13 protein-coding genes and 1 pseudogene are annotated in these 15425 nt (G+C 73.4%); 12 read left to right on the forward strand and 2 right to left on the reverse strand.

Going from position 1 to position 15425, the window contains the following annotated elements; genetic code table 11:
- From ACFT41_RS12055 to ACFT41_RS12090, 8 genes and pseudogenes are all read left to right on the forward strand, one after another.
- A pseudogene (locus ACFT41_RS12055) lies at positions 1-268 on the forward strand (UDP-glucose 4-epimerase); the annotation flags it as partial.
- Positions 269-388: 120 nt separating this feature from the next.
- The gene (locus tag ACFT41_RS12060) at positions 389-1579 is read left to right on the forward strand and encodes a glycosyltransferase family 4 protein (RefSeq protein ID WP_377583521.1); all 1191 of its coding nucleotides are present in this window, start codon (positions 389-391) and stop codon (positions 1577-1579) included.
- Positions 1576-2208, forward strand: coding sequence for an acyltransferase (locus tag ACFT41_RS12065; RefSeq protein ID WP_377583519.1), 633 nt, complete (start codon positions 1576-1578; stop codon positions 2206-2208). Before ACFT41_RS12060 ends, ACFT41_RS12065 begins: the two co-directional genes overlap by 4 nt.
- A gap of 34 nt (positions 2209-2242) precedes the next feature.
- On the forward strand, positions 2243-2482 hold the full coding sequence (locus ACFT41_RS12070) for an acyl carrier protein (RefSeq protein WP_377583517.1): 240 nt from the start codon (positions 2243-2245) through the stop codon (positions 2480-2482).
- Positions 2475-3230, forward strand: coding sequence for an SDR family NAD(P)-dependent oxidoreductase (locus ACFT41_RS12075; RefSeq protein ID WP_377583515.1), 756 nt, complete (start codon positions 2475-2477; stop codon positions 3228-3230). Before ACFT41_RS12070 ends, ACFT41_RS12075 begins: the two co-directional genes overlap by 8 nt.
- A complete protein-coding gene (locus ACFT41_RS12080; protein WP_377583513.1) occupies positions 3227-4648 on the forward strand; it encodes an AMP-binding protein in 1422 nt (473 codons plus the stop codon). The genes ACFT41_RS12075 and ACFT41_RS12080 overlap by 4 nt, the downstream gene beginning before the upstream one ends.
- Positions 4645-5694: an acyl-protein synthetase gene (locus tag ACFT41_RS12085; RefSeq protein WP_377583511.1), complete on the forward strand. Its 1050-nt coding sequence runs from the start codon at positions 4645-4647 to the stop codon at positions 5692-5694. Before ACFT41_RS12080 ends, ACFT41_RS12085 begins: the two co-directional genes overlap by 4 nt.
- Positions 5691-6929: an acyl-CoA reductase gene (locus ACFT41_RS12090; protein ID WP_377583509.1), complete on the forward strand. Its 1239-nt coding sequence runs from the start codon at positions 5691-5693 to the stop codon at positions 6927-6929. The genes ACFT41_RS12085 and ACFT41_RS12090 overlap by 4 nt, the downstream gene beginning before the upstream one ends.
- A 32-nt stretch (positions 6930-6961) precedes the next feature.
- On the opposite strand, the gene ACFT41_RS12095 is transcribed toward ACFT41_RS12090, so the two are convergent.
- Positions 6962-8032 carry a lysylphosphatidylglycerol synthase domain-containing protein gene (locus ACFT41_RS12095; RefSeq protein WP_377583507.1) on the reverse strand — a complete coding sequence of 357 codons (1071 nt, stop codon included), beginning with the start codon at positions 8030-8032 and terminating at the stop codon, positions 6962-6964.
- A gap of 206 nt (positions 8033-8238) precedes the next feature.
- Between ACFT41_RS12095 and ACFT41_RS12100 the strand changes: the two genes are divergently transcribed.
- The 4 genes from ACFT41_RS12100 (at position 8239) to ACFT41_RS12115 (ending at position 14736) form a co-directional block, all read left to right on the forward strand.
- Entirely contained in the window at positions 8239-9339 is a 1101-nt protein-coding gene (locus tag ACFT41_RS12100; protein ID WP_377583505.1) for a DegT/DnrJ/EryC1/StrS family aminotransferase, read from the forward strand.
- Positions 9336-10298, forward strand: coding sequence for a Gfo/Idh/MocA family protein (locus ACFT41_RS12105; RefSeq protein ID WP_377583503.1), 963 nt, complete (start codon positions 9336-9338; stop codon positions 10296-10298). The genes ACFT41_RS12100 and ACFT41_RS12105 overlap by 4 nt, the downstream gene beginning before the upstream one ends.
- A 171-nt stretch (positions 10299-10469) precedes the next feature.
- Entirely contained in the window at positions 10470-12746 is a 2277-nt protein-coding gene (locus ACFT41_RS12110) for a DUF6077 domain-containing protein (RefSeq protein WP_377583501.1), read from the forward strand.
- A 232-nt stretch (positions 12747-12978) separates the two neighbouring features.
- The gene (locus tag ACFT41_RS12115; protein ID WP_377583499.1) at positions 12979-14736 is read left to right on the forward strand and encodes a CDP-glycerol glycerophosphotransferase family protein; all 1758 of its coding nucleotides are present in this window, start codon (positions 12979-12981) and stop codon (positions 14734-14736) included.
- A 61-nt stretch (positions 14737-14797) separates the two neighbouring features.
- Here the strand turns inward: ACFT41_RS12115 and ACFT41_RS12120 are convergent, their stop codons facing one another.
- On the reverse strand, positions 14798-15340 hold the full coding sequence (locus ACFT41_RS12120) for an acyltransferase (protein WP_377583497.1): 543 nt from the start codon (positions 15338-15340) through the stop codon (positions 14798-14800).
- Positions 15341-15425 lie beyond the last annotated feature (85 nt).

Genomic DNA, 15425 nt, shown 5'->3' on the forward strand with positions numbered 1-15425 from the left:
CGCCCGCTCGGTGGTCGCCGCGCTGGAGGCCGAGCGGGGCAACGTGCCGGTCAACATCGGCACCGGCATCGACACCTCGGTGGCCACGCTCGCCGAGATCCTCATCAAGGCCGTCGGGGTGGACGTGGCGCCGCAGTTCAACCCGCGTGAGGTGCTGGTCAGCCGCCGGGCGGCGGACATCACCCGGGCCCGCGAGGTGCTGGGCTGGGAGCCGACCATCGCGGTCGAGGACGGGATGACCGATCTGATCAAGGTCGAGGTGGCCTGACGCGGCCGGGGCGGGCGTCGCCTCCCGGCGTCCGTCCCCGACCGCCCGTACGCTCCATCGGTGAGCCATCCGGCTCTCACCCCCCCCGCCCCCACACCGACCTCGACAGGAGCCCCCGCTGTGCGGATCGCGGTCGTCAACAACTTCTTCCCGCCCCGTCCCGGCGGAAGCTCCCACCTCTCTGCGGCGCTGGCGGAACGTTACGCCGCCGCCGGTCACGAGGTGCTGGTGTTGACGGCCGCCTACCGGGGCGCGCCGGCCGAGGAGGAGCGGGACGGTTACCGGGTGGTCCGACTGCCCGCGATGCCGATGCCGAAGCTCGGCCTCTCCATCGACTTCGACATGGCCTTCGCCCTGGCCCGGCCCGGCAACCTGCGCCGGGTGTCCCGGCTGCTGACCGAGTTCGCCCCCGACGTCATCCACCAGCACGGCCAGTTCTTCGACCTCAGCTGGATCTCCGGCCAGTACGCGCGCCGCCACCGGACCCCGGTGCTGCTGTCCATCCACACCCGCCTGGAGAGCCCGGACCCGAAGTACGCGGCCCTGTTCCGGCTGCTGGACCGGTTCCTCGTCAGGCCGCTCATCCGCCGGTTCCACCCCCGCTACGTCATCATGGACGAGTTGGCCGCCCGCTACTGCGCGCAGCGTTACGGCGCGACCACGGCCGAGTTCGAGTACATTCCGGTCGCGGTCGAGCCCAGCCGCTTCGACGGCACCCCGGAGCTGGACGTGCGCGCCCGGCACGGCATCGGTGACGCGCCGCTGATCGTCTCGCTGGGGCACGTGATTCCGCTGCGTGACCGGATCGCCCTGGTCGAGGCGCTGCCGACCATCCTGGACAAGCACCCCGGCACCCGGGTGCTGGTCATCGGCCGGGTCTACTACGACGCGTACGCCAAGCGGGCCGCGGAGCTCGGCGTCGCCGACGCCGTGATCAGCACCGGAGTCGTCCCGTCGGCCGAGGTGCCAGCCTACTTCGCCGCCGCCGACGTGGTGGCCCACGACCTGCAGGGCGGCGGGTTCGGCACCGCCAGCCTCGAGGCGATGGCCGCCGGCCGGGCGACGATCGGCACGGTGACCGAGACGAACTTCCCGGCCGTGTACCTGCGTAACTGGGAGAACTTCGTGCTGGCCCGGCCGGACGACCCGGCCGACCTCGCGGATGCCGTGATCCGGCTGATCGACGACCCGGAGGAGCGGGAGTGGATCGCCAAGCGCCAGCGCGAGCTGGTCTACTCCCACTTCACGCTGGACGTGGTCACCCGCCAGCACCTGGCGGCGTTCGACCGGATGGTGAAGGAACGAGCATGAGTGTCTTCTCCGACGACGAGCGCAGCAGCCGGTTGCGCACCGGTATCCTCGACGACTTCGTCGGCGGGCTGCTCAACGACGTCGAGCGGGCCCGCTACCTCGGCCTGCCCGAGACCACCCGGATCCGGGAGCGGACGAAGATCGTCAGCCCGGAGAACCTGGTCATGGGCGAGCACTGCTGGATCGGGGAGAACACCGTCCTGGACGCCAGCGGCGGCCTGGAGATCGGCGACCACACCAGCATCGGGCTGAACTGCCTGGTGTTCACCCACTCCAGCTGGCTGGCGAACATGATGCTGGAGAACCACCCTGGCAGCGACCTGATCGAGCGCAAGCCCGTGAAGATCGGCAAGGGCTGCTTCATCGGCGGCAACAGCGTGATCATGATGGGCGTCGCCATCGGTGATTGTGCCACCGTTAACCCGCTGTCTGTCGTGACGAAAGATGTCCCGGCCTACAGTCTGGTGTCGGGCAACCCCGCGCGGGTCTTCCAGCGCTACGACGAGGAGTACCTCAGGGCCGAGGCCGAGCGGGTTCGCGCCGAAAACGCCGCCCTGCGGGCCGAGGCGCAGGCGCGTGGGGAGGCCCCCGTCTGGGGCTCGCCCGCGCGGCGCCGCGACGGGCAGTGACCACCCCTCAGCAAGCTACGGAGAAAGCACGATCATGAGCCTCACCGACCGCCTGTGCGGCGTCTTCGTCGACGCCCTGGAACTGCCCGAGGGCACCGACGTGGAGAACGTCACCTACCGGGGCATCGAGCAGTGGGACTCCCTCGGCCACATGACCCTCGTCGCCGCGATCGAGGACGAGTTCGACGTCCAGCTCGACACCGAACAGGTCATCGACATGAGCAGCTTCAAGGTCGCCCTCGACATGCTGCGGGGCCTCGGCGTCGATGAGTGAGCTGACCGGCCGGGTCGCCCTGGTCACCGGCGGCACCCGCGGCATCGGCCTCGCCACCGCCCGCGCCCTCGTCGAGGCGGGGGCCACGGTCGTCGTCACCGGCCGCGACGCCGGCCGGGCCGAGGCGGTGGCCAAGGAGTTCGGCGGGCACGGCCTGGGCCTGGACGTCGCGGACTTCGACGCGGTGGGTGCCACGGTGAGGCAGGTCGCCGCCGCGCACGGCGGGCTGGACGTGCTGATCGCCAACGCCGGGATCATGGAGAGCGGCCTGCTGGGCATGCTCCGCGCCGCCGACGTCCGCCGCACCCTGGACGTCAACGTCGCCGGGGCGGTCGCGGCCGTGCAGGCCGCCGGTCGGGCGATGGCCCGCAAGCGCCGGGGCGCCGACGGCACCGAGCGGCGGGGCGGCTCCATCGTGCTGCTGGCCTCGGTCGTCGGGACGTACGGGGCGGCCGGCCAGTCGGTGTACGCGGCGTCCAAGGCCGCCGTCGCCGCGCTGGCCCGTTCCGCCGCGCGGGAACTGGGCGGCCGGGGAATCCGGGTCAACGCCGTCGCGCCCGGGGTCATCCGCACCGATCTCACCGCGTCGCTGCCAGCCCAGGTGCTGGACCGGCAGGCGGCGGCCGCCGCGCTCGGCCGGCTCGGCGAGGCCGACGAGGTGGCCGACGTGATCCGGTTCCTCGCCGGCGACGCGGCCCGTTACGTGACGGGTCAGGTCCTCGGCGTCGACGGAGGGCTCGTCCCGTGAACCTGGTCGCCCCGAGCGCCCGGCTGATCGACGCCGCCACCGGCACCGTCCTCGGCGGCGCGGGCCTCGCCGCCGAGGTGGGCCGGCACGCCGCCGCGTACGCCGGGTTCCCGCCCGGGGCGGTCTTCGCCCGCAGCGGCACCTCGGTGCCGGCGGTGCTGCGTTATGCGGGCGCGCTGCGCGCGCAGCGCCCGGTGGCGCTGCTCGACCCGGCGCTGGACCCGGCGGTGCTGGCGGACTTCGTCCGGCGCTTCGAGCCCGCCGCGGTGGTGGGCCTCGCCGAGGGCGGCGCGGGCGCCGATCCCGGCGAGCGGCCCAAGGACTACCGCGCGATCGACGACGAGGTCATCGGCCCGGTGTGGGTGCGCGAGCGGGCCTGCGCCGACCAGCCGCACCCCGACCTGGCGGTGCTGCTGGCCACCTCCGGCTCGACGGGCGACCCGAAGTTCGTCCGGCTTTCCCGCGCCGCCGTGGAGTCCAATGCGACGGCGATCGCGCGGGCGCTGGCCATCGGCCCGGACGAGGTCGCCCCGACCAGCCTGCCGCTCTACTACAGCTTCGGCATGTCCGTGCTCAACAGCCACCTCGCGGCCGGCGCGACGGTCCTCGTGGTCGACGGCGGCGTGCTGGCCCGCGAGTTCTGGCAGGCCGTGTCGGCGCACGGCGCGACGTCGCTGGCCGGGGTGCCGTACAACTACGAGATGCTGCACCGGATCCGGTGGAGCCCCGCGAAGTATCCGTCGCTGCGCACCCTCACCCAGGCCGGCGGCAAGCTGCGCGACGAGACGATCCTCGCCTTCCACTCCAAGATCGCCGCCGTGGGCGGCCGGTTTTACGTCATGTGGGGCTGCACCGAGGCGGCGCCCCGGATGAGCACCCTGCCGGCCGACGCGCTGCCCGACCGGGTCGGCTCGGTCGGCCCGGCCCTGCCCGGCGGATCGTTCACGGTGCTCGGCCCCGACGGCGCGGAGACCGACCGTCCCGGCGTGGTCGGCGAGCTGGTCTACCGCGGCCCCAACGTGATGATGGGGTACGCGGAGAGCTCCGCCGACCTGGCCCGCGGCGACGAGCAGGGCGGGGTGCTGCGCACCGGTGACCTCGGCCACCTCGACGCCGACGGGTTCGTGTGGCTGCGCGGCCGGCTCAAGCGGTTCGGCAAGATATTCGGCGTCCGGGTCAACCTGCACGACATCGAGGAACTGGTCCGCGACCAGGGGCCGGTCGTCGCCGTCTCCGGGCCGGACCGGGTCGTCGTCTTCGTCGAGGGCATCACCGACGACGGCGCGCGGGCCCTGGCGGGGCGGCTGGCGGAGCGGCTGCGGCTGCACCGGTCCGGCTTCGACGTGCGTACCGTCGAGCGCTTACCGCAGCTGCCCAACGGCAAGATCGATTACCGCTCCCTGGAGGCGCTGGTATGACCCTGTTCGCCCTCGACCAGGCGGCCCGCGAGGCCCGGCTCCTGCCGGAGTTGGTCGAGCTGACCGAGCACCACCGGGCCCGCAGCCCCGAGTACGCCCGCCTGCTCGCCTCCCTCGGCCACCTGCCCGGCCGCCGGTACGACCGCGTCGCCGACCTGCCCTGGCTGCCGGTGCGGCTGTTCAAGCACCACGTCCTCAAGAGCATCGGCGACGACGAGGTCTTCAAGGTCCTCACCTCCTCCGGCACCACCGGCGACGTGAGCCGCATCTTTCTGGACAAGGAGGCGGCGGGCGTGCAGCAGAAGATGCTGTCGGCCACGCTGAGCGCGGTGATCGGCACGAAGCGGCTGCCGATGCTGCTGGTCGACACGAAGGCCCTGTTCAAGAACCGGACGTCGTTCTCCGCCCGGGGCGCCGGGGTGCTCGGCCTGATGAACTTCGGCCGCGACCACACTTTCGTCCTCGACGAGCAGGAGCGGCCCGACCCCGACGCGGTGCGCGCCTTCCTGGAGCGCCACGGCGACCAGCCGTTCCTCATCTTCGGCTTCACGTTCATGACCTGGCTCTACCTCTACGAGCTGGCCCGCGAGCACCGGTTCGACCTGAGCAACGGCATCCTGATCCACAGCGGCGGCTGGAAGAAGCTGGTCGACCGCGCGGTCGACAACGCGGAGTTCCGCCGCCGCTTCACCGCCGACACGGGCCTGCGGCGCATCCACAACTTCTACGGCATGGTCGAGCAGATCGGCACGACGTTCCTGGAGGGGCCGGACGGCGGCGGGCTCTACTGCCCCGAGTTCGCCGACGTCATCGTCCGCGACCCGCACACCTGGGCGGAGGTGCCCGTGGGCACCCCGGGCGTGGTGCAGGTGGTCAGCACGATGCCCCGGTCGTACCCGGGGCACCTGCTGCTCACCGAGGACCGGGGCGTCGTGCACGGCGTCGACGACGGGGCCTGGCCCGGCAAGCGGTTCTCCATCCTGGGCCGGCTGCCCCGCGCCGAGGCGCGCGGGTGCAGCGACACGTTCGCGGAGGCGGCGGCATGAGCGGCAAGGTCGTCGAGCGGTTCCCGGCTGGCGGCGCGACCGCCGTCGACGATCTGGTCGCCGCGCTGCGCGCGGTGCCTGCCGGTGGCCCGCTGACCGTCGGCGACGAGCGGATCGTCGAGTTCCTGGTGGCGTTCGCCCGGCGGCTGCTGCGCCCGGCGGTCGCCCGGCGGCACCCGGAGCTGGCCTCCCTCGGCTTCTTCCTGCGCCGGGGCGAGATCGCCAAGTCCCTCGTCCGGGTCGCGGACGAGCCCGGCCAGCTCCGCTTCCCCCGGGGGCTGGTCTTCCACGTGCCGCCGGCCAACGTGGACACCATCTTCGTCTACTCGTGGGCGCTGTCCGCGCTGGCCGGCAACGCCAACGTGGTGCGGATCTCGTCCCGGTCGGCGGGTGCCGCCGACGCGGTGCTCGACGCGCTCGACGAGACGCTCGCCGACGCCGACGAGGTGGTCCGGCAGACCCAGCGGATGGTCACGTACGGGCGCGACGACGCGGTGACCGCCGCGCTGTCGGCCGCCGCGGACCTGCGGGTGATCTGGGGCGGCGACCGGTCGGTCGGCGAGATCCGCCGGCACCCGCTCGCCCCGCACGCCCGGGACCTGACCTTCCCGGACCGGTCGTCGTTCACGGTGATCGGGGCGGCCGGCTGGCTCGCCGCCGCCGAGGCCGACCGCGACGCCGCCGCCCTCGGCCTCTACAACGACTCGTACTGGTTCGACCAGGCGGCCTGCGCCTCGCCCCGCACCGTCTACTGGGTCGGCGACCCGGCCAGCACGGAGAAAGCCCGCGCGGACCTGCTGGCCCGGCTGCGTACGGTGCTCGACGGCAAGCGGCCCGAGGTGGACGCCGCGATGGCGGTGGAGAAGCGGGTGGCCACCTACGGCCTGGCCATCGAGGGGGCGGCCACGGCCATCCACTTCGACGGCAACGACCTGGCGACGGTGGAGCTGGCCGGGCCGGGCGACATCCCGCGCCGCTGGCTCGGCGTCGGCACGTTCCCGCAGGCCCGCCTCGACAGCCTCGCCGACCTCGCGCCGGTGGTGGTGCGCCGCGACCAGACGGTCACCCACTTCGGCTTCGCCGAAGACGAGCTGGTCGCCTTCGCCCGCGCGCTCGCCGGGCGCGGGGTGGACCGGATCGTCCCGGTCGGCGACGCGCTGAGCTTCGCCGCCACCTGGGACGGCTACGACCTGATGCGCGAGTTCACCCGGATCACCAGCGTCGTCACCCGCTGACCGGCCCGCCCGGGGGCGGCGGAACGCGGGCGCTACTCGGCGGCGGTGGCCGCCTCCGGCGGAGCGCCCCGCCGGAGCTGGCGTACCCCGGACAGGCCGGCGAGGCCGGCGGCGAGCACGTCGGCGATGGTGAAGATGAGCCGGGACGCCAGCGCGATGCCCATCGCCGCGCCGACGCCGCCGTTGCCGGCCAGGAACGGGGCCAGCGCGGCGACCAGCACCGCCTCCCGCACGCCCAGCCCGGAGGGGGAGAGGAAGGCGAACATGCCGACGGTCATCGCGATGGCGAACGAGCCGACACTGCGCAGCAGACCCTCCACCCCGGGGGTGGCCTGGGCGTTGGCCAGCAGCCACAGGTGCACGCCGAACAGGGCGTAGCCCAGCGCGCTCCAGCCCATCACCCGCGACACGCCCGGCCAGGTGAGCCGGTGCTCCAGCGGCGGGCGGCGCAGCACCCGCAGGGCGAGCTGCACCAGCGCGGTGAGCACCCGCGGCACCGCGCAGACCAGCGCGACCGGGAACAGCGCCGCCACGATCCACAGCGCGACCCGCACCGAGTCGGCGTACGTGGAGTCGCCGCCGCCGGCCGCATCGCGCAGCGCCGGTAGGCTCAGCAGGCCGAGGCCGAGCGCGGCCGTCACGCCGAGGCCCACGGAGACCAGGGTGGCCAGGAAGGCGCGGGCCCGGGGCAGGCCGGCCCGCCGGCTCAGTTCCACCTGGAGCACGTACGCCCACACGCTGCCGGGGATGTACTTGCCGAGCTGACCCACCAGGCAGATGCGGAGCGCGGCGGGCACGGACACCCGGTGCTCCAGGTCGAGCACGGCGGCCCGCCAGGCCATCGTGTTGGCCACCATCCCGGCGAGCGCCGCGAGGACGGACAACAGCACCGATTGCCAGGCCAGGCCCAGCCACGTCGACCGGACCTGCGGCCACTGGTCGACGAGGCTCCAGATCATCCCGGCGGCGATGGCGACGGCGACGGCGACGCGGACGCCCAGCGACAACCATCGCTTCAGGGCTCCCGCCGGGGCCCCGGAATCATCGGTCGGAGCCGGTGCACCGGCGGTGACGACGTCCGTCCTGGTGGCGGTCTGAATCATGCGCTACGTGCCTCCGCGTCGCGTTTCGTCCGTAGCGGAAAGTGAGGACGGGCCGAGCAGGGCACTACACTAACCCAGGCCGCGCGCCCCCACTCGCCCGGCGCGCCCGCGCGGAAATCCGGACCGCGACCCCGTCCACCGCCCGTCGTTTCGGCGTCCGCCGCTGTTACCGTGCTCGCTTCCGCCGACCCCCGAGGAGAAACGCTGTGATCCCCATTTCCGTCGTGAAACTCGACGAGAAGGCCGAACAGTTGGCGGTGGAGGTGCTCCGCTCCGGCGTGCTGGCGCAGGGTCCGATGGTGGCCCGGCTGGAACGCGAGTTCGCCGACCTGGTCGGGGCGGAGCACGCGGTCGCGGTCAACAACGGCACGACGGCGCTGGTCGCCGCCCTGGAGGTGCTCGATCTGCGGCCCGGCGACGAGGTCGTCACGAGCCCGTTCACGTTCGTCGCCACCCTCAACGCGATTCTCGAGGCCGGTGCCACCGCGCGGTTCGCCGACATCCGCGAGGACGACTTCTGCCTGGACCCGGCGGCCCTCGCCGCCGCGATCGGCCCGCGCACCAGGGTCGTCATGCCGGTGCACCTGTATGGCCAGCCGGCCGACATGGGTGCGATCGTGCCCCTGGTCGAGCGGCATGGCCTGGGCCTGGTCGAGGACACCGCGCAGTCGCTCGGCGCGACGGTCGACGGGCGGGGGGCCGGCAGCTTCGGCCTCGGCACCTTCTCCCTGTACGCCACCAAGAACCTCACCACCGGCGAGGGCGGCATGATCACCACCGACGACGCCGTCCTCGCCGACCGGCTTCGGGTGCTGCGCAACCAGGGCATGCGCCAGCGCTACCAGTACGAGGTCGCCGGCCACAACTACCGGCTCACCGATCTGCAGGCCGCCCTCGGCATCCCGCAGCTGGCCGGCTACGCCGGCACCGTCGCGCGCCGCAGGGACAACGCGGCCCGGCTGCACGCCGGCCTGGCGGACGTGCCGGGGCTGCGCCTGCCGGCGGAGCTGCCGGGCCGAACCCATGTCTGGCACCAGTACACGGTCCTGGTCACCGACGCCGCGCCGGCCAGCCGGGACGAGGTGGCCGCCCGCCTGGGCGAGCAGGGCGTGGGCTGCGGCATCTACTACCCGAAGGCGGTCTACGACTACGACTGCTATCGGGAGCACCCCCGGGTGGTCGCCGACCCGGCCCCGGTCACCGACCGGGTGACCCGGCAGTGCCTCTCCCTGCCGGTGCACCACCACCTCGCCGACGGCGACGTCGACCGGATCGTCGAGGCCGTACGCAAGGCGGTGGGCGCGTGACCGCCCCGGTGCGCTTCGCCCTCGTCGGCACGGGCGTGATGGGTTCCCTGCACGCCCGGGTCATCGCCCAGTCCGACCGGGCCCGGCTGGTGCGGGTCGTCGAGCCCCGCGAGGCCGCCGGCCGCAAGGTCGCCGACCGGTACGGCGCGCAGTGGGTGCCCGACGGGTCGGACCTGTCCGGCATCGACGCGGTGGTGATCGCCGCACCCACCGAGTTCCACCACGAGCTCGCCGGTGCGGTGCTCGCCGCCGACAAACCGCTGCTGGTCGAGAAGCCGGTCTGTGGCAGCCTCGACGAGACCGAGGACGTCGTGGCCACCGCCGAGAAACGCGGGGTCCCGCTGCTGTGCGGGCTGCTGGAGCGGTTCAACCCGGCGGTGCTCACCGCGCTCGCCCTGGTCGACAACCCGGTGCACCTCACCGTCACCCGGCACTCCCCGTACGCGCCGCGGATCCGCACCGGTGTGGCCTGGGACCTGCTGATCCACGACGTCGACCTGGCGATCGGGGCGTTCGGCGGCCAGGAGCCGACCGACGTACGCGGGGTGCTGGGCCATTTCCACCCGGGCTCGCTGCCCGGCGCGGAGGACGTCGCCGAGGCCCTGCTGACCTTCGGCGACGCGGCGCTGGCCAACGTCTCGGCGAGCCGGATCGGCCAGCGGAAGGTGCGGACGCTGGTCGTCAGCGAGGTGGACCGCCTGATCGAGGCGGACCTGATCCGCCGGGACGTCACCATCTACCGGCACGTGTCGCTGGACGCGGCGACGCCCGACGGCCGCGGCTACCGGCAGCAGAGCATCATGGAGGTGCCGGAGCTGGTCTCCAACCGGGAGCCGTTGGCCGCCCAGCTCGACCACTTCCTGGACATCCTCGCCGGCACCGCCGACGCCGACGCCGAGCGGCGGCGGATCCTTCCGGCGCACCGGGCAGTCGGCCGGATCTTCGCCGACCACGGCTGACCGGCAGGACCCGGGCCGGCGGCGTCGTGTCGCCAGCCCGGCCGCCGGGCGCGTTCGGGTAGGCTTGCCCACCGTGCGCCCGGCCGGCCGTCGCCGCCCGCCGAGGGGCCGCCCGCCGAGGGTGAGCCCCGCAGCCCGCCTTCCGACTCGACAGAGATCAAGGAATCCCCTGTGCCGAACGTCGCAGACGACGCCCTGGCAGTGGAGGACCAGCGCGCGCCGGAGGACCTGCCCCGCGCGCCGGACGACCAGCCCGAGACGCCCCAGGACCCACCCGGCACGCCCGAGACCCAGCCGGAAACCCCCGACGACCGGCCCGTCACACCGCAGCCCGGGACACCGCAGGACGATCCGGGTGCGCGCGACGAGCCCGCCGACCCGGCCGAGGAGCGGCCCGCGTCGGAGAGCGCCACCGCCGCCCCGGCCGCGCCCGTACGGCTCCCCTTCACCCGGCGGTTCGGGGCCGCCTTCGGAGCTCTCCCGCGCCGGATCACCGACGCCGCCGTGTTGGCGTTCGCGCTGTTCACGGTGATCTACCACGCGGCGTTCCCGGCCGAGCTGCGACCGTCGGTGATCTTCCGGAGCTGGCTCTACTGCTGCGCCGCGCTCGCCGTCCTCGCCGGAGTGCTCGGGGTGGTCCGCGCCGTACGGCGTCGCCGCGCCGTGCCGGCACCGCCGGCCGCGCCGGCCGACCCCGGGCCGACCGGGAAGTGGCGCTGGTGGTGGCTCGCCGTCGGCGTGGCCACCGCCGGGCTCGGCGTCGGCGCCGCCGTCACCGCCGGGATGGCGGGGCTCGCGTCGTGGTGGGTGCCGACCGGCCTGGGGCTCGCCGCGTCCGTCGGCGCGGCGCTGCTGGCCCGCCGGGCGTGGCTGGCCCGCACCGATCCGCAGGAGCCGACCGCCACGGGCTGGCAGGCGCTCTTCGTGCTGCTCGTCTCGGCCGGGGTCGCGGTCTCCTCGCTCTACATGGCCCGCAACAGCAAGGACGACGTCTTCTACGTCGGCAAGTCGGTGTGGGTGGCCGAGCGGGACATCGTCCCGGTGCGGGACTTCCTGTTCACCGAGAACGTGGCCACCCCGCTGAGCACCCAGCCGCCGACGGCCTCGATCGAGGTCTTCGCCGGCGCGCTCGCCCGGTTCCTGGGCCTGCACGCAGCCGACGCCACCTGGTTCGTGCTGCTGCCGGCCCTGGCCGTGCTCGCGGTGCTGGCCCTGTGGCGGCTGGTGCACCGCTGGGCACCCCGCCGGCCCGTGCTGGCGTTCGTCGTGGCCCTCGCGTACCTCTACCTGGTGGTCGGCTCGGACGCCTCGCTCGGCACCTTCCACCTGCCCCGGCTCTACGAGGGCAAGGGCATGTTCGTCTCGGCGGTGGTCCCGCTCATGTGGGTCTACCTGACCGACTGGTTCGAGTCCCGGTCGAGGTGGAAACTGTTCCTGATCGCCGCGCTCTCCGTGGTGGCGACCGGGCTGTCCACGACGTCCGCGATCATCCTGCCGATCCTGGTCGGCGCGGCGTGCCTGGCGATGCTGCTGGTGGGCCGCTGGGGGGCCGCGTTGGCGGCGGGCGTCGCCGCGCTGGCCTATCCGGTCGGTGGGGTGCTGGTGTCCCGGCTGGTGCTCGGGCCGGTGGCCAGCGCCGGGGGCGAGACCCAGTTCTTCGACGCCGAGGGCACCTACCGTCGCACGCTGCTGGTGGGCGTGCTCGGCGTCATCGGCGGGCTCGCCCTGTGGGTGGCGCCCCTGCTCGTCCGGGGGCGCGCGCCCCGCCTGCTCGCTGCCGGCGCGGCCCTGACCATGACCCTGCTGTTCGTGCCGGGCGTGCTGGAGGTGCTCGGCGAGGCCAGCGGCGTCTCGGCGGTGCTGTGGCGGGTGCCCTGGATCCTCGCCCTGCCCGGCCTGATCGGCATCCTCTGCACCGTCAGGCTGCCCCGACTGCCGTGGGTGTCCCGGCTGGTCGGCCTCGTCGTCGCCAGCTCGATGATCTTCTGCTTCGCGAGTTTCGGCGTGCCGATGTGGGGCAGGGACAGCTTCGTCGAGGTGGCGCCGCGCCCGCTGTGGAAGCTGCCGCAGCAGCGCCTGGAGATCGTCCAGTGGATCGACGGGCTGCCCCGGGAGCCCGGCCTGCTGCTCGCCCCGTCGACGTTGATGCGGGTCGCGCCCATCGTCAGCAGCCGGCTGCGGGTCGTCATGCCCCGCGACGGCTACCTCGTCGAGTACGACCAGAACTCCGACTTCGTCCGCGACCGGCAGCGGTTGGCCGCGTTCGCCGACGGCACGGTGATCGCCCCCGACGCGGAGGTGAAAGCGTCCATCGAACGGCTGAACGTGACTACCATCTGCGTCTACTGGGTCAACCTTGAGGCCAAGGCCACCCTCAAGCGGCTCGGCTACGAGATGTACGCCCGGCGGTTCGCCCCCGGTGCCGTCCGCTGCTTCCGCCAGCCCTGAACGGCGGGCCACCGACCCGCCAGACGGCGCGGTCGCGGCCCGATCGGGTAGCAACAGGGCGGAAGCCCGTAATACCCGAATATGGCTCGCCGTTAGTCTCGCGTTAAGGTCTGGGGGCGAGTGGGACCAGGACGATGCACGGGGGGTTCCCGCCGCTAGCCGCACTGAACGAGGAGGCCGGTCCCGCACGGGGCCCGGCCCCGTCGCCGATCTCGTTGGGGGAGAGTAACCGTTGTTCGGCAAGTTGATGGGACCGGCGGGCGTGGCCGCTCGTGGGGCCGTGCTGCTGCTCTTCTACCTGATCGCGCTCGCCGCGGGAGCCCTCGGCGCGGCCTGGGTGTTCGCGGTGAGCGGGATCGCCGCGATCGCCGGTGAGTTCGCCCTCGCCCGGTGGTCGGCGCCCACCATGACGCTGTTGGAGAAGGTCGGCCTCGGCCGCGGCTACCGCCAGCTCACCCGCGACCTCTCGGCCGTGCTGCTCGTCGCCGCGGCCATCCGGCCCAGCTCGGTCGAGCTGACCGCGATCCTGCTGCTGCCCGCCGCGACCTGGGTGATCGCGGTCTTCGCCGGGGCGCTGAACCGCATGATCGACCGGCGCAACCCGGTCTCCGCACTGGTGCGCAACATCGACCTCGGCCCGATGCGGTCGGCACCGCGCCCACCCGAGTGGGCGGCCGGGGTCGCCGGTGAGCGGCTCGCCATGGTCAACCTGCTGCTGGTCCCGGCGGCGGTGCTCTCGGCGCTGTGGGACGACGCCGCGCCGGTGCTGGCCGGCGGTGCCGCCGCCGTGCTCGCCGCGGCCGTGGCCGGCGGCATCGTCGCGCTGACCTGGCTGCGGGGCCGGGGCACCGGCAAGAGCCCGGTGCTGCCGGCGGTGCAGAAGTGGCTGGACTCCTACCGGCCCGAGGTCGCCCTCTACTTCGCCGGGCCGGCGAAGGACGTCTACCAGGCCAACATGTGGCTGGCCCCGACCGAGGCCCTCGAACGGCGGGCCGTGGTGCTGATGCGCAGCCGGGAGGCGTTCAACGAACTGGCCGACACCCGGCTGCCGGTGATCTGCGTGCCGGCCGGTGTGGACTTCATGAACCTGGAGCTGGGCAGCGTACGCGCCACCATGTACGCGGCGAACGTCGGCGCGAACATCCACATGCTCCGGGAGCCGGGCATGAAGCACGTTTTCGTCGGGCACGGCGACAGCGACAAGCAGGCCAGCGTCAACCCGTACAGCAAGGTGTACGACGAGGTGTGGGTCGCCGGCCTGGCCGGCCGGGAGCGGTACGCCCGGGCCGGCGTCGGCGTGCTGGACGCCGACATCGTAGAGATCGGACGGCCGCAGCTCGCGGGCGTGCACACGTTCGGCTCGGAGTCGCCCGACCGGCCCTTCACCGTGCTCTACGCGCCGACGTGGGAGGGGTGGCTCGACGACGACCCGTACCACACGTCGCTGGTGCTGATGGGGGAGCGGATCGTCCGGGGCCTGCTCGCCGCCCGTCCGTCGCTGCGGCTGATCTACAAGCCGCACCCGCTGACCGGCACCCGGTCCAAAGAGGCGAAGGCGGTCCACGAGCGGGTGGTGGGGCTGATCGGCGCCGCCGGCGGCGACGTCGACGCCACCTCCCTCGACGGCCCCCGCCACCGGGTCGTCACCGGGCGGGTACCGGCCCTGTTCGACTGCTTCAACCAGACGGACCTGCTGATCAGCGACATCTCCAGCGTCGTCTCCGACTTCGTGCAGAGCCAGCGGTCGTACGTGGTGGCGAACCCGAGCGGGCTGCCCGAGGACGACTTCCGCCGCAACTTCCCCACCTCGCGGGGGGCGTACCTGCTGTCGAAGGACTGCGGGGAGCTGGAGAAGATCGTCGCGCTCACCCGGGCGGGCGACGACCCGATGACCGAGGCGCGCCGGGAGCTGAAGGTCTACCTGCTCGGCCCGGACGAGCCGAACCCGATGGAACGGTTCCGGCAGGAGATCGGCCGCCTCTGCGGCTGATCCGGCAGCGCTGGGCACAAGGGGGGCGGCACCTGCCGCCCCCCTTGTGCCGTACCGCCGGTCAGTCGTGGCGGCGTGGGCTGGTCACGTCGCGGGAGACGACCTCACCCTTCTCGTCCACCCACCCCTTCGGCCGCGCCGGGTTGCCGGCGACCAGTTGGAACGGGGCCACATCCCGGGTGACCACCGAACCGGCGGCGACCATCGCGTACTCGCCGATCTCGACCCCGCAGACAAGGGTGGCGTTCGCCCCGATCGACGCGCCCCGGCGGACCAGCGTCGGGGTGATGGTCCAGTCCGGGTTCTGCGCCCGGGGGCGCAAGTCGTTGGTGAAGACGGCGCACGGGCCGACGAAGACCTCGTCCTCGATGGTCACGCCCTGGTACACCGAGACGTTGTTCTGAATCTTCACGAGGTCACCGACGGTGACCCCGGCGTCGACGTACACGTTGCGACCGATCACGCAGCCGGCACCGACCCGGGCGCTGGACCGGATGTGGGCCAGGTGCCAGACCTTGGTGCCGTCGCCCACGCGGGCGCCCTCCTCCACGTCGGCGCTCGGGTGGACGAAGACCGCGCTGGGCTGTTCGGTGGTGTCAGTCATCCTTCAACTCGCATCGCTCGGGGCGCCGTGCGCCGGCGGTGGACGCGGCGCAACGACGGCGGGTGCTCGCCGCCGCCCGCGCGGG

Source organism: Micromonospora sp. NPDC057141 (assembly GCF_042670805.1).
In the GTDB taxonomy this organism is placed as follows: domain Bacteria; phylum Actinomycetota; class Actinomycetes; order Mycobacteriales; family Micromonosporaceae; genus Micromonospora.